This window comes from Nocardia sp. NBC_01377 (genome assembly GCF_045040005.1).
Taxonomy (GTDB): Bacteria; Actinomycetota; Actinomycetes; order Mycobacteriales; family Mycobacteriaceae; genus Nocardia; species Nocardia noduli.
This window is the reverse complement of the sequence record NZ_CP109566.1, coordinates 607,270-622,395: the sequence shown is the minus strand read 5'-3', so window position 1 is coordinate 622,395 and position 15,126 is coordinate 607,270. Positions and strand designations below refer to the sequence as shown.

Sequence of the window (15,126 nt, the reverse complement as noted above, 5' to 3'; positions counted from 1 at the left end):
TTACTTCGCGAGCGTGTTGCCTTCGTGTGTCGACTCGGCGATGATCGCGTCACTGAGGGTCGGCCACGCGGTTCGCGCCCAGTCGCCGAAATTCTCGTCCGCCAGGGCGATACCCGCCACCCCAATCACCGGATCGACCCAGAGAAATGTTCCGGATTGACCGAAATGGCCATAGGTTCGAGGGGAATTCGTCGCGCCGGTCCAGTGCGGTGACTTGTCGTCGCGGATCTCGAAGCCCAGGCCCCAGTCGTTCGGGCGCTGCGATCCGTAACCGGGCAGCACGCCGTTGACCCCGGGGAATTGCACCGATATCGCCTCGGCGTGGGTCTGCTCGGAGATCAGCCGCGGCGAGAGCAATTCCCTCGCGAACCGGACGAGATCGGCGACGGTGGAACGGCAGGCGTGACCGGCCGGACCCGCAAGCACCGAACCCGTCATCCCGAGCGGGGCGAAGACCGCGTCGCGCAGATAATCGTCGAACGCGATGCCGGTCTGCTCGGTGACGAACCCGGCGAGGAGTTCGTAGCCCGCGCTGGAATAGATCCGTTTGGCGCCGGGCGCGGCGAGGACTTCGGTGGTGTCGAAGGCGATGCCGGAGGTGTGCGCCAGCAGGTGCCGGACGGTCGCGCCGGGCGGTCCGGCGGGCTGGTCCAATTCGATCGCGCCCTCTTCGACCGCGACCAGCACCGCGTAGGCAACCAGCGGTTTGGTCACCGAGGCGAGGGGGAAGACTCGGTCGACGTCACCTTCGGTCGTCACACCGAACGGGCCGAGCACTCCCGCCGCCGCGTGCCGCACCGGCCATTCCCTGATCTGCTCGAGTGAACGCACCCCCCGAGCCTACGAGACGATCCTCGAGGTGCCCGGCGCGGGCGGACAACCCACAGCGCGCCCGCGGTGTCCGGCTCCAGCGGACATTCCCGTTCCCGGTCGCCAGGTTCCCGCGATCCAGCCCGAGGATTGTCCGCGTGGACCGGACCACCCCCGCGACGCACACCCACCAACACCTGGTACCGCCGGTACCATCGACTCACCATGACTGAACAGCCCACGATCCACGGTGATGCGGCGGCCGGTTTCGGCCCCGTCGCCGACGCCTTCCGCCGCAATTTCGCCCAGCACGGCGAAATCGGCGCGGCCGTGGCCGTTTACGCGGGTGATCGTCCGGTCGTCGACCTGTGGGCGGGATACCGCGACCGGCGGCGCACGCTGCCGTGGGAACGCGACACCATCGTGCCGGTGTTCTCCTCGACCAAGGGGATGGCGGCGTTCGTCGTCGCGGCGGCGGTGTCGAAGGGGCTGCTGGATTACGAGGAGCCGGTCGCGACCTACTGGCCCGAGTTCGCGGCACAGGGCAAGGACGCGGTGACCGTCCGGCAACTGATCGACCACCAGGCGGGGCTGTCCGGTCTCGACACGGTGGTGCGACTCGCGCAGATCGCCGATCTCGACGGTCTCGCACCGATTCTGGCCGCACAGAAACCCGCGTGGAAACCCGGCACGCGCCACGGCTACCACGCCATCACGCTCGGGCTGTACCAGGGTGAACTGGTGCGGCGCGTCGATCCGGGACACCGCACGCTCGGCCGGATCTTCGCCGAGGATTTCGCCGGGCCGCTCGGCCTCGACTTCTTCATCGGCCTTCCCGCCGCCGAACCGATGGAGCGCATCGCCACGCTCGCCGCGGCGCGCGGCCTGGATCTGCTGCGCTACGAACGCGATATCCCGCTGCGGATCGGCGCGGAGATCTACACCAAACGCGGCTATTCGCACGCGGCGCTGACCAATCCGCGCTGCGGCGCGCCTGTGCGGGCGACGCGGCGCGAATTCCTCGAGGTCGAACTGCCCGGGTCGAACGGTGTCGGTGATGCCCGCGCCCTGGCCAAGGTCTACGGCGCCGCGGCCGCGAGTACCGGCGCGCTCCCCGTCGACGACGCGCTCCTGGAACGACTGGCGGCCGCCGATACCGCCGACGATGTTCCCGCCGACGACCTGGTGCTGAAGACCAAGAGCCGCTACCACCTGGGTTTCCGTAAATCACGCGGCACGTTCCGATTCGGCTCGGACAAACGCGCCTACGGCACCACCGGCCTCGGCGGCTCCTTCGGTTTCGCCGATCCGGCGACCGGACTCGGCTTCGGCTATTCGATGAACCGGCTGGGCATGGCGGTCCTCGACGACGTCCGAAGTCGCAATCTGCGCGAGGCGCTACTGCGCTGCCACATCTGAGCCCGGAACGCGTCATCCACGCGAGCGCCGGGATCCACCGACCAAGGAACAGATCCCGACGCTCGCACGGGTGACGCCGCCGGCGCCCCGCGATCTCGTCGCCGAGATCGCGGCCCGGCTCGCCGCACGATGAGCGTGCGAACTACCAGTCGGCTTCGGTGTAGCGGATGATGCCGCGAATGTTCTTGCCGTCCAGCATGTCCTTGTAGCCCTGGTTGATCTCCTCGAGCGAGTAGCTGCGGGTGACCATGTCGTCGAGATTCAACTGCCCCGCCTTGTACAGCGCGAGCAGGCGCGGCGCGTCCTGCCTGGCGTTGCCGCCGCCGAAGATGCAACCCTTGATCGTCTTCTGCAACATCGACAGCAGGAAGCTGTTGAGTTTGACGTCGCTCTCGTCCATGCGCCCCATCGAGGTGACGACCAGCGTCCCGGCCTTGCCGGTGAGGATCAGTCCCTCTTCGATGTATTCGCCGTGCATCTCACCCATGGTCAGGATGACGTTCTCCGCCATCCGCCCCTCGGTGGCCTCCATCAGCGGCATGATCGCCTCGGCCATGGAGGCGTAGGCGTGGGTGGCGCCGAATTTCTGCGCCTGCTCGCGCTTCCACGGATTCGGGTCGATGGCGACGACCTTGGACGCGCCCGCGAGCACCGCGCCCTGCAACGCGCTCATGCCGACGCCGCCGATGCCGACGATCACGGCGGTCTCACCCGGCTGCACCTGCGCGACATGGGTGGACGATCCGAAACCGGTCGGCACGCCGCAGCCGACGAGGCAGGCGACCTCGAACGGGATCGTCGGATCGATCTTGACGACCGAGGTGTGGTGCACCGTCATATACGGCGCGAATGTGCCGAGCAGGCACATCGGGATGACGTTCTGGCCCCGCGCCTGGATCCGGTAGGTGCCGTCGCTGATCGCCTGTCCCATCAGCAGACCCGCGCCGAGATCGCACAGCGCCATATTGCCGCTCACGCACGCCGGACAGCGTCCGCAGGCAGGGATGAACGACAGGATCACGTGATCACCGATTTGCAGGTCGGCCGGACAGTTCGGCCCGAGCGCGGTGATCACGCCCGCGCCCTCGTGGCCGCCCATGACCGGGTAGCCGGGCATCGGTGTGGCGCCGGTGACGATGTGATGATCGGAATGGCACATACCGGCGGTTTCCATCCGGATCTGCACCTCGCCCGCGACGGGATCGCCGACCTCGATCTCCTCCACCGACCACGGCTCTTCGATCCCCCACAGGATCGCGCCCTTCGTCTTCATTCCTGTCGACCCTCTCGAATGCACGTGCTTATATGTGACTGCACCCACAGTACGAGAAAAGTGGAACGCGTTCTAGTACTGACACGGAAATTCCTGTGAAAACGCCTTCGGGCCGAAGGGAACACGTTCCAGAAAGGCTCCCTTCAGCCCCGTACATCGTGCACGTGATGGATCACGTCGTGCACGAAATACCGGGCCAGCGATTCGACCGTGAAGGCCGAGCCGTCACCGCGTCGCACCTGCCGCCCGCGATCGGCCGGGGGCACCGATTCGATGGCGCGCGCGACGATCTCGGCCGCGTCGACCAATTCCCGCGCCACCGTCGCCGGGTCCTGCTCGCCGTAGCGGTCGGCGATCGCGGTGGCGTCCTGATCCCAATCCGAGAACACCGGCACACCGTCGGCGGCCTCCGCGGCGCTCACCCCGCGCGCGTCGAAAGCGGGCACGCGCGGATCGGACGCGACCGCGCGCGCGGCGATCGCCGTGCGGTAGGCGAAGATCCGGCACACATCGCGCACGTGCGCGGCGTATTCCAGCGGAGACCACACCGAATCCGTCGGCCGCAGTGCCGCTTCGGGGCGGGTCAGCGTCGCCGCCAGCCGTCCCGAGTATTCGCGAGCGAGCGGCGGCACCGCCTCGTAGGCGGTGCCGTCCGCCGCGAATCCGCATTCGGGACAGGTCTTGTCGAGCACCCAGGTCCAGTTCTTGACATCGGGAACGATCGGCATGAGCCCATGCTAGGTATGACTGTATCTATTCGACCATATATATTCAGCCAATCAGCGCCGAGATCCGGACGCTCACTCCATGAGCTCGCACGCCTTCTCGAACAGCTCCAGCGTGACCGCGTGCAGGAAATCGCCGACCTGCTTGGGCGCTTCGCCCGCAAAGGCGCGCGCGTGCGTCCCCTCGAGCACGATGCCGAGTTTGAAGCACGCGAGCACCGTGTACCAGGGGACGGCGCTCAGATCCCGATCGGAGAACCGGCCGTAGTGCTCGATCATCTCCTCCGGCGTCGGCAGTCCACCCGCGGCGCCGAGTCTGCCGACCAGCGCCGAACCCGTTGTCCCCGGCACCGGTCGGGTGGCGAGCTGCCAGCCGAGATCGAGCAGCGGGTCGCCGATGGTCGACATCTCCCAGTCGACCAGCGCGGCGACCTCGGGACCGTCGTAGGTGAACATGATGTTGGCCAGATGGCAGTCGCCGTGCAGGATTCCCGGCGTCCACCGCTGCGGCCGGTTGCGCTCGAGCCACTCGCCCACCTGCGTCACGCCGGGGATCTCCGGGCCGGGATAGCCCGCGTTGGCCGAATAGGATTCGAGTTCACCCAGCCAACGCGGCACCTGCCGTTCCAGGAACCCTTCCGGCTTCCCGTAGTCCGACAGACCGATCGCCCGATAGTCGATGGCGCCGAGCCGTGCGATGGCCTCCACCGCAGACAGGCCCATCTGCCGCCTGATCTCCGGATCGCCCGCGTGCAAATCGGGCAGTTCGTTCTGCAGGTTGAAGCCGACGATCGGCTCCATCAGATAGAAGACCGCGCCGATCACCGATTCGTCGGTGCACGCGGCGATCACCCGGGGCGCGCGCACCTCGGTGCCGTCCAGCGCACGCAACAGCACCGATTCCCTGCGGATGACCTCGTTGCTCTTGGCCCGCAGATGCCGGGGTCCGCGCCGCAGCACATACGAGCGACCACCGCGATCGAACCGGAGCATGATGTTCTGGGTCCCGCCCCCCAGCGATGTCACCCCCTCGAAATCACCGGCGGGCAACCCCTGTTCATCCATCCACTTCCCGACGATCGAGAAGTCGACGACCTCGCGATCCACTTCCACCGGCTGCGCAACAGACATGTCACACATTGTGCACGACACCTCCGCTTAAACTGCGGGCATCCGACAACAGTTACTCGTGACCGGTCAGGCGTAGGGTTTTGCACACCATGCGCACGTTGCTCATCGACAACTACGACTCGTTCACCTATAACCTGTTCCAGCTGATCAGCGAGGTGAACGGGATCGAGCCGACCGTCGTGCGCAACGACGAGGTTCGCGATATCGCCCGGCTGGACCTGGCCGGTTACGACAATATCGTCATCTCCCCCGGTCCCGGCCGACCCGATATCGCGCGCGATATCGGGATCTCCGCGGCGCTCATCGCCGAGGCGGACCTGCCGTTGCTCGGCGTCTGCCTCGGCCATCAGGGCATCGTCATCGGCGCGGGCGGAGTGGTCGACCTCGCACCCGCCGCCCGGCACGGATACCTGGACCGGATCTCACACAACGGACGCGACCTCTTCGCCGGACTCCCCCAGGATTTCACCGCCGTGCGCTACCACTCGCTGTGTGCCAGGCGGCCGCTGCCCGACGCCCTGGAGATCACCGCGGCGACCGCCGACGGCGTCGTCATGGGCGTGCGGCACCGCTCACGTCCGCAATGGGGCGTGCAGTTCCATCCGGAATCCGTCGCTGGCGAGTACGGGGCCGCCCTGCTGCGCAACTTCGCCGAGCTCACCGCACGCCATCACGGTGATCGACGTCCGACCCCTGCGACCGAGAGGGAAGCCGAACGCCTGGTCGAGGCGGTGGCGCGATCGGCGCCGGTGGGCCGGTCCGCGCGCTCGGTACCCGATCCGGTCCGATTCGTCCGCGACGACGTCGGATCCGGTGGCCCGCGACCGGAACGACTCGACGACGCCACGGTCCGGGTGGGCGAACTGGGCCGCCCCTGGCAGTTGCGGCACCGGGTGATCGAGCGGGCGATCGACACCGAGGCGGCCTTCGTCCGGCTCTTCGGTGGTTCCGCCACGGCGTTCTGGCTCGACAGCGAACACGTCGAGCCGGGACTCGACCGCTTCTCCTTCCTCGGCGACGCGAGCGGCCCGCTCGCCGAAGTGGTCCGCTACCGGGTCGAGACCGCCGAGGTGATCATCGAGACCTCCGGGGGCGGCCGCCGGGTCTTCGCAGGCGACGTCCTGGAATATCTCGCCACCGAATTGCGCTGGCGCTGCGCCGATATCCCCGACCTTCCCTTCGATTTCGCCTGCGGTTACGTCGGCTATCTGGGCTACGAGGTGAAGGCCGACTGCGGCGCGGCGGCGGCGCACCGCTCGTCCACCCCGGACGCGCAGTGGATTTTCGCCGACCGGCTCGTCGTCGTCGACCATGTCACCGGACACACCCACCTGCTCGCCCTCACCGATACGGCGGCCGAGAGCACGAGAGCCGCGCTCGATTGGCTGCGCGATACCGGTGAAGTGCTGGAATCGCTTCCCACATGGGTGAATCCGACCACCATCGAGGTCGCCCCCGATACCGGAGCGGTCGCCGGACTATTCGCGCGCGGAAGTGACAGATACCTGGCAGATATCGCGGTGTGCATGGACAAATTGCGCGTCGGCGAATCCTACGAGATCTGCCTCACCGACAGCCTGACCTTTCCCTCGGACGACACCGTCGAATCCGACGGACTCGACTTCTACCGTGCCCTTCGCCGCTGCAATCCCGCACCGTACGCGGCCTATCTGCGTTTCGACGATCTCGAAATCGCGTGCTCCTCACCGGAACGCTTCCTCAAGGTCGACCGTGCCCGCACCGTGGAGAGCAAACCGATCAAGGGCACCGCACCGCGCGGGAGCACCCCGGCCGAGGACGAACGGCTGCGCAGGGAACTCGCCGACAGTCCCAAGACCCGGGCCGAGAACCTGATGATCGTCGACCTGCTGCGCAACGACCTCGGCCGGGTCTGCCGCGTCGGCAGCGTGCACGTCCCCGAACTGATGGCCACCGAGACCTATACGACACTGCACCAGTTGGTCTCGACCGTGCGCGGAACACTGCGTCCCGACGTCGACGTGATCGACTGCGTGCGCGCCTGCTTCCCCGGCGGCTCGATGACCGGCGCTCCCAAGCTGCGCACCATGGAGATCATCGACGAACTCGAAACCGAGGCCAGGGGCGTCTATTCGGGCACCATCGGTTTCCTCGGGCTCGGCGGCACGGCCGACCTCAATATCGTCATCCGCACGGCGGTACGTCACGACGGACAGTGGCGGATCGGGGCGGGCGGAGCCATCGTGCTCGACTCCGATCCCGCCGAGGAGTACCGCGAGATGCTGCTCAAGGCGGCAGCCACCTACCGCGCGGACACCGCACGGCGGGCAGGACCCGAACTCACCGACGCCGCTTCGACACGGCGGGAGGGGGCGGCTCGGCCTGCCCCGATTTCGCGCCGATCCCGGTGACCCGGCCCAGGATCGAGACGCCGGGCAGCCGCGCGAGCGCGCCGAAGACGTCCTCGCCGAGCGCGATCACCGCTTCCAGCCGGGGCAGCAGCCGGTCGTAGGCGGCGAAAGCTGGGTCGGCCAGGGCCAGGGTGCGATCGAGGCGGTCGATGGTGGAGTTGAGACGGTCGACGGCGATCGTGAGATTGTCGATGAGACCGGGCAGTTGCGCGGCCAATTGCGCGGAGGCGGGCGGCAGGCGCACCGCGGCGTCGAAGGCGTGGCCTGCGGTGAGCTGCGCGGATTCCAGCGCCTGACCGGCCGCCGACTGCGCGGCTTCGACCGCGGCCGTCGCGGCGGCGAGCAGGTCGGCGGGGCGTATCCGGGCACCCGGCGCTCTCGCGGTGGTCCCTTCGTCGTCCGGCCCTTTCGGCGTGGTCATGGACAACACTGTGCCCGAGTTCGGCGGGAACTTCCGGACCGCGCGCTGTGTGTCGCGCACGGATCTGCCTGCGGTTTCACCACGGGCCATCGGTGTCGGACGCTCGGCCCGCACCGGGGTCGCGGCGGTGACGGCGGCCGAGCCGTCGGGCGTGTCGGAGGGGCGTGGCAATATTCGAGCACGATGAAACTCAGCAAGGGCGCGAACGCGCCGGTACCGACATCTCTTCTAGCCGTGGTTGTTTCATGGCGATCCGAGCATGTCGTCGACGCGCACGCACTGTTGCTGACGGAATCGGGCGCCGTGCGCTCGGATCGCGATCTCGTCTTCTTCAACGCGCCCCGTCACGTCTCCCAGGCCGTGACGATCGATCAGGAACCGGCACCGGGCACGGCGCGGCTGAGTGTGTCGCTGCCGCGTACCGAATCCGAGGTGGCGCGGATCGTGGTGAGCGGTTCGCTCGACGACGGGACCTTCAACGAGGTCGGGGACCTCGCGGTGACGGTGTTCGACGCGCGGGGGCCGGTGGCGCGTTTCGACATCGAAGATCCCGACGCGGTCGACGCGATGATGTTCGGTGAGTTCTACCGTCGCGACGAGCAATGGCGTTTCCGCGCGATCGGTCAGGGGTGGACCACCGGACTCGCCGGAATGGTCACCGAGTTCGGTGTCACGGTCGACGACAGCGACGGGCAGGCCGGATCGAAACGCGAGTCGAATCCGTTCGCCAGTCCCGGCCGGACCGACTCCTATCCGGCTGCTCGGTGGACCGACCCGCCCTCGCCCGGTGTGCCGACCGTCGCGCGCGCCCAGCACACCCGGTCCCCCGAGGCCGCCTCGGACCGGGTACCCACCGGGGTCTCCGCCGCCTCCGGGACCGATCCCGCCACGGCCGACGATCCTCGCGCGTCGACCGACACGCCCCGCGACCCCGTGCCGCCGACCCACGCGGCGACCCGTCCGCACCCGTATCACCGCGCTGTCGATCTCACCCGCCGCTCCACCGAGCGTCTGCCCGCTGCCCCGCCACCGCCGCCCTACCCGGAACGGGCCGACTGGCATCGCGATCCCCAGGACGGGGCGCGTATGCGCTGGTGGGACGGCACGCAGTGGTCAACGGCGACCCACCCGCGACGGCCCGTCGACGCGCGACACTGCACACGGTGCGGAAACCCGCTGCGCCGCAAACTGTTCGGCGGACATTCCGGGTGTGATCGGTGCGCCGCCGAGATCGAGGAATTCCTGACCCACTGGGGCACGAGGGCACGGCGGACGCTCACCGCCTCCGGCCCATCCGGCCCCGAGTGGTCGCAACTGTGGGCGACGCTGCGGTATCAGCGCATCGACGAGAACATCGGCCGGACGATGCTGCGGGACCCCGGTCTCGGCTATGTCGAGCGACTGGCGACCTTCGCCTTCGCCGACGGGGAGATCGCCCAGCCGGAATTGGACGCCTTCGAAGCCGCCGTCGACGAACTGAGGTTGACCGGTCCGCTGATCGAGGATCTGCGCAGGCGGATGCACCGCGGGCGGGTGCTGTCGCGGATGCGCGAAGGAGAACTGCCGGTGGTGCGCACGCCCGGGCTGCACCTGGATCCGGAGGAACGGGTGCATCTCGACCTGCCCGCCACCCACGTGCGCCACCTGGCTCGCGGCCCGAAGGTCACCACCGGACGACTGATCGCGAGCAATAAGAAACTCCGGTTCGTCGGAGCGGGCGCGGGCACCGAAATGCCCTGGAACCGGGTGGTTTCGGTGCACGTCGAACATGACTCGGTGATCATCGCGGCGACCTCGGCGCGCGGTGGCGCGATCTTCGACGTCGCCGACCCCGACTACGTGGCCGCCGCGCTGGAGGGTGCGCTGCGGGTGGCGAAACGCCTGGTCCTGACCCCGGGCCAACGCGATTCACGCAGTATCCCGCAGGAGGTGAAAGCCGAGGTGTGGCAGCGCGACGGCGGCAGATGCGTGGAATGCGGCAGCGGGCACTACCTGGAGTTCGACCACGTCATCCCGCTCAGCCGCGGCGGAGCGACCAGCGCGTCGAATCTGCAAATACTGTGCCGGTCGTGCAACCGCACCAAGGGCGCGCGGATCTGAGGTCAGCGCGCGTACGGATTTCCCTCGTTCGCTGCGACGTACCGCGCGAACGTCACGGTGCCGTCCCGATGGTCAGGGCAGGTGTTCACCCCGCGGCGGAACGCGCTCGCGACCCGGCCCGGCAGCCGAAGCCGGACGGTACGTCGCGGGACACCGTGGGCGGCGCGCCACACCCGGACCGACTCCCCGAGCGTGAGCACCTCCGGCCCGCCGAAATCGGCGGCCCTGCCCACCGGTTCGCCGTCGGCGAGTTCCGCTACCCGTGCCGCGACCTCGGGAGTGGCGACGGGTTGGAATCGGAAATCCAGGGGTAGCGGGGCGATGGGCAGTTTCGCGGCCACGCTCAGCGCGGCGGCGACATGCGGGCGACAATCCGCCGTCGACGTCTCGGGTTTCGGTCGGCAGCGGCCTCCGCATCGGCCGACCGTGGCTACCGTCGGCCGTGGTTGGCCGGGACCGCGCTCAGCCCGAGACCAGCCCCGCCGTGCGCCCCAGATCGGTGAGCATCGCGTCGAACAGGAATTCCGGACTCGACAGCGGGATCGGATAGTTGCCGAACACCTCGAGGGTCACGTGTCCGTACAGGCGGGCCCAGATCTGGATCATCAGGTAGGTGACGCCCAGATCCAGTTTCTCGGCGGGAAATTTCTGTCCGGCCTCGGACAGCGCCGCCAGCAGCTCGGTCTGGAACAGGACGAGGTCCTCGCGCAGTTCCCCCGGGATGACGTCGGTCGACGGGGTCACGATGTCGTAGGTCGCGAGCAGTCGGCCCGCCGCGGCCAGGAACACCCGGCCGAACGGCTCGTCGAAACGGCGCATCAGTGCCGTCCGCCCGGCGCCGGGCGAGGCGAATACCAGGGCGTATTCCGCGGTATGGGCCAGCGCCCAGCGCCGGAAACCCCGGCAGATGGCGAAGAACTGGACCGCGCCGTCGTCGGGCAGGGTGGCGATCTCGGCGGTCAACTCGTCGGCGAGATCGGCACAGAACTCGAGCCGCAGACTTTCCAGCAGGTCGTCGCGGCTCTTGTAATACCGATACAGCGCGGGCGCGGTGATTCCGAGATCGCGCGCGATGGCACGCAGGCTCAGTGCGTCGGGACCGTGCTCGACGAGTAGCGCGCGGGCGACCCGCCGGATATCGGCGTCGGTGACGACCGGCGCGCGGCCACGCGGTTTGGGTTGTGTCTGTCCCACGGCATCCCGCCTCGAATGTCGCCCGGGCACCGTTGCGCGGGCTCACCCTCGATTCAAGCGTATTCGACTTCCCACCGCTTGATTCCGTTGAGCCAACCCGAACGCAATCGCACCGGATCGGCGATCTGGCGCATATTCGGCATCGCGTCGGCGATGGCGTTGAACATCAGATCGATCTGCAAGCGGGCCAGATTCGCGCCGACGCAGTATTGGGTTCCGGTACCGCCGAATCCGACGTGCGGATTGGGATCGCGCAGCACATCGAAGGTGAACGGATCGGCGAATCCGTCCTCGTCGAAATTGGCCGAGCTGTAGAACAATCCGACTCGCTGCCCCTTCCTGATCGCCTGCCCGCCGATCTCGGTGTCCTGGGTGGCGGTGCGCTGGAACGCGGTCACGGGGGTGGCCCACCGGACGATCTCGTCGGGGGCGGTGCGCGGACGCTGCTGTTTGTACAGCTCCCACTGCGCCGGATTGTCGATGAGGGCCTTCATGCCGTGGGTGATCGAGTTGCGGGTGGTCTCGTTGCCCGCGACCGACAACAGGATGACGAAGAAGGCGAATTCGTCCGAACCGAGCTGTTCGCCGTTGATATCGGCGTTGATGAGCTGGGTGACGATATCGTCGGCCGGACACCTGCGCCGCTCCTCGGCCATATTCCAGGCGTAGCCCATCACCTCGGCGGTGGCGACGTGGTGATTGCCGTCGAACTCCGGATCGTCGTAGGAGATCATCTGGTTGGTCCAGTCGAAGAGTTTCTTGCGATCCTCCTGCGGAATGCCGATGAGTTCGGCGATGGCCTGCAACGGCAGTTCACAGGCGATCTGTTCGACGAAATCGCCGCGGCCGCTCTTCTTGGCCTCGTGCACGATCCGCGCGGCGCGTTCGGCGAGCGCGGCGCGCAGGCTCTCCACCGCGCGCGGGGTGAACCCCTTGGAGATGATGCGGCGAACCTTGGTGTGCTGCGGCGGGTCCAGATTCAACAGCAGCATATTGCCGAGCATGTCGATCTGTTCGCGCGTGGTCTCCTCGTTGAACCTGATGATCGCGGTGTTCTCGTACGAGGAGAAGATCTCGGGCTTCTTCGAGATCTCCTTGACGTCGGCGAGTTTTGACACCACCCAGTAGCCCCCATCGTCGAATCCGCTGGCCCGGTCGGGTTGGGCGCACCACCACACCGGCGCGGACCTACGCAGTTCGGCGAATTCCTCGATGGGCAGGCGGGTGGCGAGCAGGTCGGGGTCGGTGAAATCGAATCCGACGGGAATCGAGGTTACGGTCACGGCAATCTCCCTACCGGTCTGGCTTCAAACCTCACAACGCTGTGTCGGCCGGACGGTGCCGTCGGGAGCCCACGCTCGAATGGGTCCGATCACGCGGCGGGCAGGTCACTCGCACCGCCGGGTATACGCCGTCCAAGGAGATGGAACCACACTCCGGATAGTTTGTGAACAGTATTTAGTAAATCATGTTCACTTTTTCTCGGCGCGTGTGTGGGCCGTCGGTTTCCACCGATGCGGAGGGAGCTACCGGGGCACCCCCGTCAGGCGCCGATCACCGCGTTCATGATGGTGCCCGCACTGGTCGCGACCACCCCGCCGATCATGGCTCCGGCCACCATCTTCGGTGATTCCAGACCGCTGCCCCGCCACTTCTCCCAGGCGAACTTGCCTCCGGCGTAGACGATCGCGAGGATGCCGGACAGCAGGGCGAACCAGGTGATGTAGCGAACGAACTGCATGATCTTGTCCGACAGGGGCGGCGCCTCGGGAGTCGGGTTACCGATCTGGGCCAGCGTTTCGACACTGTCGCCGAATGTTGTCAGCACGATACTCACCGCGAGATCCTCCCTGTATCCCCCGAAGGGCGAAAGCTGCTCGGGTGCCGACGCATTCGCCGACGACACCGCCGGGCGGAACCACCGGCCACGACGAACCGATGACCGGCCGCCGCGCAGTACCCATCATCCAGAGCGACTCGGTCTCGTGCAACCAGGCGCCTGCGTCGCCCCCGAGAACCCGATACCATCCATAGGGACGCCCCACCGGTCCCGAGCCCGCCCGAATCAGAATGAGCAGCACGCCAATGATACTGGTCTCCACCTATGACGTTCTTGCCCAGATCGGCAACCCCTCGCCCGAGGCGCCGCCCGTGGCCGACAAGATCCTCCAACTCGTCCAGTACCTGACCTGGTTCGTCCTGCTGTCGGGCATCATCGCCATCGTCTACGCGGGCGGTCGATTCGCCTGGGAGAAGTGGTCCGGTGGCGGTCTGGAATCACCGAAGATGGTGGCCGGAGCGATGATCGGCGGGGTGGTCGCGACCAGTGCGGGCACCATCATGAATGCCGTGATCGGCTGATCAGGCGGTGATTCCGGCCGCGCGGGCGGCGCGAAGCCAGTCCGGGAACTCACCGAGCATCCTGGCATAGAGTTCGCCGTCGTCGACCTTGTCGATGTCGTCGAGCGCGAAGAAGCCCGCGTTGTCGACGATTCGGCCTTCCAGTTCGTCGAGGCTGCGCAACAGACCGTAGTTGGCCTTACCCAGTCCGACGAACTGCCAGAACGCGGGCAGATGCGAGGCTTCACGCATCAACTCGGCGATTTCGCGTTTCTTCGCGAATCCGCCGTCGGTGAAGAACAGCACCAGTGTCGGCAGGTCGCCGGAACGCAGCGAGTCGATGATGTCGCGCATGATCGGCACTTCCTCGTTGCGCGCGCCGAGTGCGTCGTAGTCGACGCCCTCGTGCGTTCCGCCCAGGTGCAGGAAGGTCTGCGCCCACTGCTCGCCGTGCTGCACAGCGATATCGGGCAGTTTGACGAACATGCGCGCGTAGAGATACGCCTCCAGGGTGCCGTCGCCGTCGAGTTGGGTGGCGATCGGGATCATCCGTTCGACCACCCGGTGTACCACCCGGTTGCGGTACTGCGCGAGCATGCTTCCGGTCTTGTCGATGACGAGCACCACCCTGGCGCGGATGTCCGAGGCGGACTTCTGCTCCAGTACCTCGGCGACGGCGCGTTTGCGCAGGTCGAGTTTCGCGCGCTTCTCCAGCGACAGCGCCGCCTCGCCGGGAACGGTGCGCACCCGCGGTCCGGCGGCAGCGGACGGTGTCGCGACCGCGTTCGTGGCGGCGGGTTCGGCGGCATCGTCGTCCACGCTCACACCGTGATCGGTGACCAGCGCAGCGAAGCCACCCGCGTACCCCTGCCCCACCGCCCGCACCTTCCACTCGGCCCCGCGGCGATAGAGTTCCAGTGCGATGACGACGGATTCGCTACCGAGCCCGTCGATCGAGTACTCGTAGAGCAGATTTCCGGCGGCGTCGGTGACGGTCGCCACGGGGGCCGCGAACTGCCCGAAGGTGGCCCGCTGATCGTCGAGGGTGATCACGACACGGACCTGCGCGATATCGGCGGGGATCTCCGCCGGTGACAGCGTGAGCGAGGCGGGCGTCCCCGGTCGCAGTCGGACCCCGGGCGCGTCGGGCTGGTTGAAGAAGACGAAATCGGCGTCCGAGCGGACCTTGCCGGATTCTGTGACGAGCAACGCGGAGACATCGGCGGGGGCGCCGAGCCGGACCGACACCTCGGCGCGGGGAACCGATAACGGGCCGTTCTGCCCTTTGACCAGCGAATGAACCACCGAGACTCCTGTTTTCGA

14 protein-coding genes are annotated in these 15,126 nt (G+C 67.5%); 4 read left to right on the top strand and 10 right to left on the bottom strand.

Going from position 1 to position 15,126, the window contains the following annotated elements; all coding sequences use genetic code 11:
- Complete coding sequence (locus OG225_RS02865; protein ID WP_405180292.1) at positions 1 to 831, bottom strand: serine hydrolase domain-containing protein; 831 nt, start codon at positions 829 to 831, stop codon at positions 1 to 3.
- Positions 832 to 1,035: 204 nt separating this feature from the next.
- On the opposite strand from OG225_RS02865, the gene OG225_RS02860 reads away from it, so the two are divergent.
- Positions 1,036 to 2,229 (top strand): serine hydrolase domain-containing protein, encoded by a 1,194-nt coding sequence (locus OG225_RS02860; protein WP_405180291.1) that lies wholly within the window; start codon positions 1,036 to 1,038, stop codon positions 2,227 to 2,229.
- Positions 2,230 to 2,371: 142 nt separating this feature from the next.
- Here OG225_RS02860 and OG225_RS02855 read toward each other — a convergent pair whose 3' ends face one another.
- The 3 genes from OG225_RS02855 to OG225_RS02845 all read right to left on the bottom strand — a co-directional run bounded on the left by OG225_RS02855 (position 2,372) and on the right by OG225_RS02845 (position 5,367).
- A complete protein-coding gene (locus tag OG225_RS02855; RefSeq protein ID WP_405180290.1) occupies positions 2,372 to 3,502 on the bottom strand; it encodes an NDMA-dependent alcohol dehydrogenase in 1,131 nt (376 codons plus the stop codon).
- Positions 3,503 to 3,645: 143 nt separating this feature from the next.
- Complete coding sequence (locus tag OG225_RS02850) at positions 3,646 to 4,230, bottom strand: DinB family protein (protein WP_405180289.1); 585 nt, start codon at positions 4,228 to 4,230, stop codon at positions 3,646 to 3,648.
- A gap of 72 nt (positions 4,231 to 4,302) precedes the next feature.
- Positions 4,303 to 5,367, bottom strand: a complete 1,065-nt coding sequence (locus tag OG225_RS02845; RefSeq protein WP_405180288.1) for a phosphotransferase family protein — start codon at positions 5,365 to 5,367, stop codon at positions 4,303 to 4,305.
- Between the two features lie 80 nt (positions 5,368 to 5,447).
- Here OG225_RS02845 and pabB point away from each other — a divergent pair, with 80 nt between their 5' ends.
- Positions 5,448 to 7,748 (top strand): aminodeoxychorismate synthase component I, encoded by a 2,301-nt coding sequence (pabB, locus tag OG225_RS02840; RefSeq protein WP_405180287.1) that lies wholly within the window; start codon positions 5,448 to 5,450, stop codon positions 7,746 to 7,748.
- On the opposite strand, the gene OG225_RS02835 is transcribed toward pabB, so the two are convergent.
- On the bottom strand, positions 7,678 to 8,169 hold the full coding sequence (locus OG225_RS02835; protein WP_405180286.1) for a hypothetical protein: 492 nt from the start codon (positions 8,167 to 8,169) through the stop codon (positions 7,678 to 7,680). The genes pabB and OG225_RS02835 overlap by 71 nt on opposite strands.
- A 183-nt stretch (positions 8,170 to 8,352) precedes the next feature.
- Between OG225_RS02835 and OG225_RS02830 the strand changes: the two genes are divergently transcribed.
- On the top strand, positions 8,353 to 10,269 hold the full coding sequence (locus OG225_RS02830) for a TerD family protein (protein ID WP_405180285.1): 1,917 nt from the start codon (positions 8,353 to 8,355) through the stop codon (positions 10,267 to 10,269).
- A gap of 2 nt (positions 10,270 to 10,271) precedes the next feature.
- On the opposite strand, the gene OG225_RS02825 is transcribed toward OG225_RS02830, so the two are convergent.
- The 4 genes from OG225_RS02825 to OG225_RS02810 all read right to left on the bottom strand — a co-directional run bounded on the left by OG225_RS02825 (position 10,272) and on the right by OG225_RS02810 (position 13,300).
- A complete protein-coding gene (locus OG225_RS02825) occupies positions 10,272 to 10,610 on the bottom strand; it encodes a hypothetical protein (RefSeq protein ID WP_405180284.1) in 339 nt (112 codons plus the stop codon).
- Positions 10,611 to 10,731: 121 nt separating this feature from the next.
- On the bottom strand, positions 10,732 to 11,463 hold the full coding sequence (locus OG225_RS02820; protein WP_405180283.1) for a TetR/AcrR family transcriptional regulator: 732 nt from the start codon (positions 11,461 to 11,463) through the stop codon (positions 10,732 to 10,734).
- Positions 11,464 to 11,516: 53 nt separating this feature from the next.
- Positions 11,517 to 12,746, bottom strand: a complete 1,230-nt coding sequence (locus tag OG225_RS02815; protein ID WP_405180282.1) for a cytochrome P450 — start codon at positions 12,744 to 12,746, stop codon at positions 11,517 to 11,519.
- Positions 12,747 to 13,006: 260 nt separating this feature from the next.
- Complete coding sequence (locus OG225_RS02810) at positions 13,007 to 13,300, bottom strand: hypothetical protein (protein ID WP_405180281.1); 294 nt, start codon at positions 13,298 to 13,300, stop codon at positions 13,007 to 13,009.
- Between the two features lie 248 nt (positions 13,301 to 13,548).
- On the opposite strand from OG225_RS02810, the gene OG225_RS02805 reads away from it, so the two are divergent.
- Positions 13,549 to 13,824: a hypothetical protein gene (locus OG225_RS02805; RefSeq protein WP_109523533.1), complete on the top strand. Its 276-nt coding sequence runs from the start codon at positions 13,549 to 13,551 to the stop codon at positions 13,822 to 13,824.
- Here the strand turns inward: OG225_RS02805 and OG225_RS02800 are convergent, their stop codons facing one another.
- A complete protein-coding gene (locus tag OG225_RS02800; RefSeq protein WP_405180280.1) occupies positions 13,825 to 15,108 on the bottom strand; it encodes a vWA domain-containing protein in 1,284 nt (427 codons plus the stop codon).
- Positions 15,109 to 15,126: the final 18 nt, after the last annotated feature.

Excerpts from the sequence above, each read along its gene's own strand:
- OG225_RS02860 (WP_405180291.1), top strand. The coding sequence starts at position 1,036 with ATGACTGAACAGCCCACGATCCACGGTGATGCGGCGGCCGGTTTCGGC.
- OG225_RS02855 (WP_405180290.1), bottom strand. The coding sequence starts at position 3,502 with ATGAAGACGAAGGGCGCGATCCTGTGGGGGATCGAAGAGCCGTGGTCG.
- OG225_RS02850 (WP_405180289.1), bottom strand. The coding sequence starts at position 4,230 with ATGCCGATCGTTCCCGATGTCAAGAACTGGACCTGGGTGCTCGACAAG.
- OG225_RS02845 (WP_405180288.1), bottom strand. The coding sequence starts at position 5,367 with ATGTGTGACATGTCTGTTGCGCAGCCGGTGGAAGTGGATCGCGAGGTC.
- pabB (WP_405180287.1), top strand. The coding sequence starts at position 5,448 with ATGCGCACGTTGCTCATCGACAACTACGACTCGTTCACCTATAACCTG.
- OG225_RS02835 (WP_405180286.1), bottom strand. The coding sequence starts at position 8,169 with ATGACCACGCCGAAAGGGCCGGACGACGAAGGGACCACCGCGAGAGCG.
- OG225_RS02830 (WP_405180285.1), top strand. The coding sequence starts at position 8,353 with ATGAAACTCAGCAAGGGCGCGAACGCGCCGGTACCGACATCTCTTCTA.
- OG225_RS02805 (WP_109523533.1), top strand. The coding sequence starts at position 13,549 with ATGATACTGGTCTCCACCTATGACGTTCTTGCCCAGATCGGCAACCCC.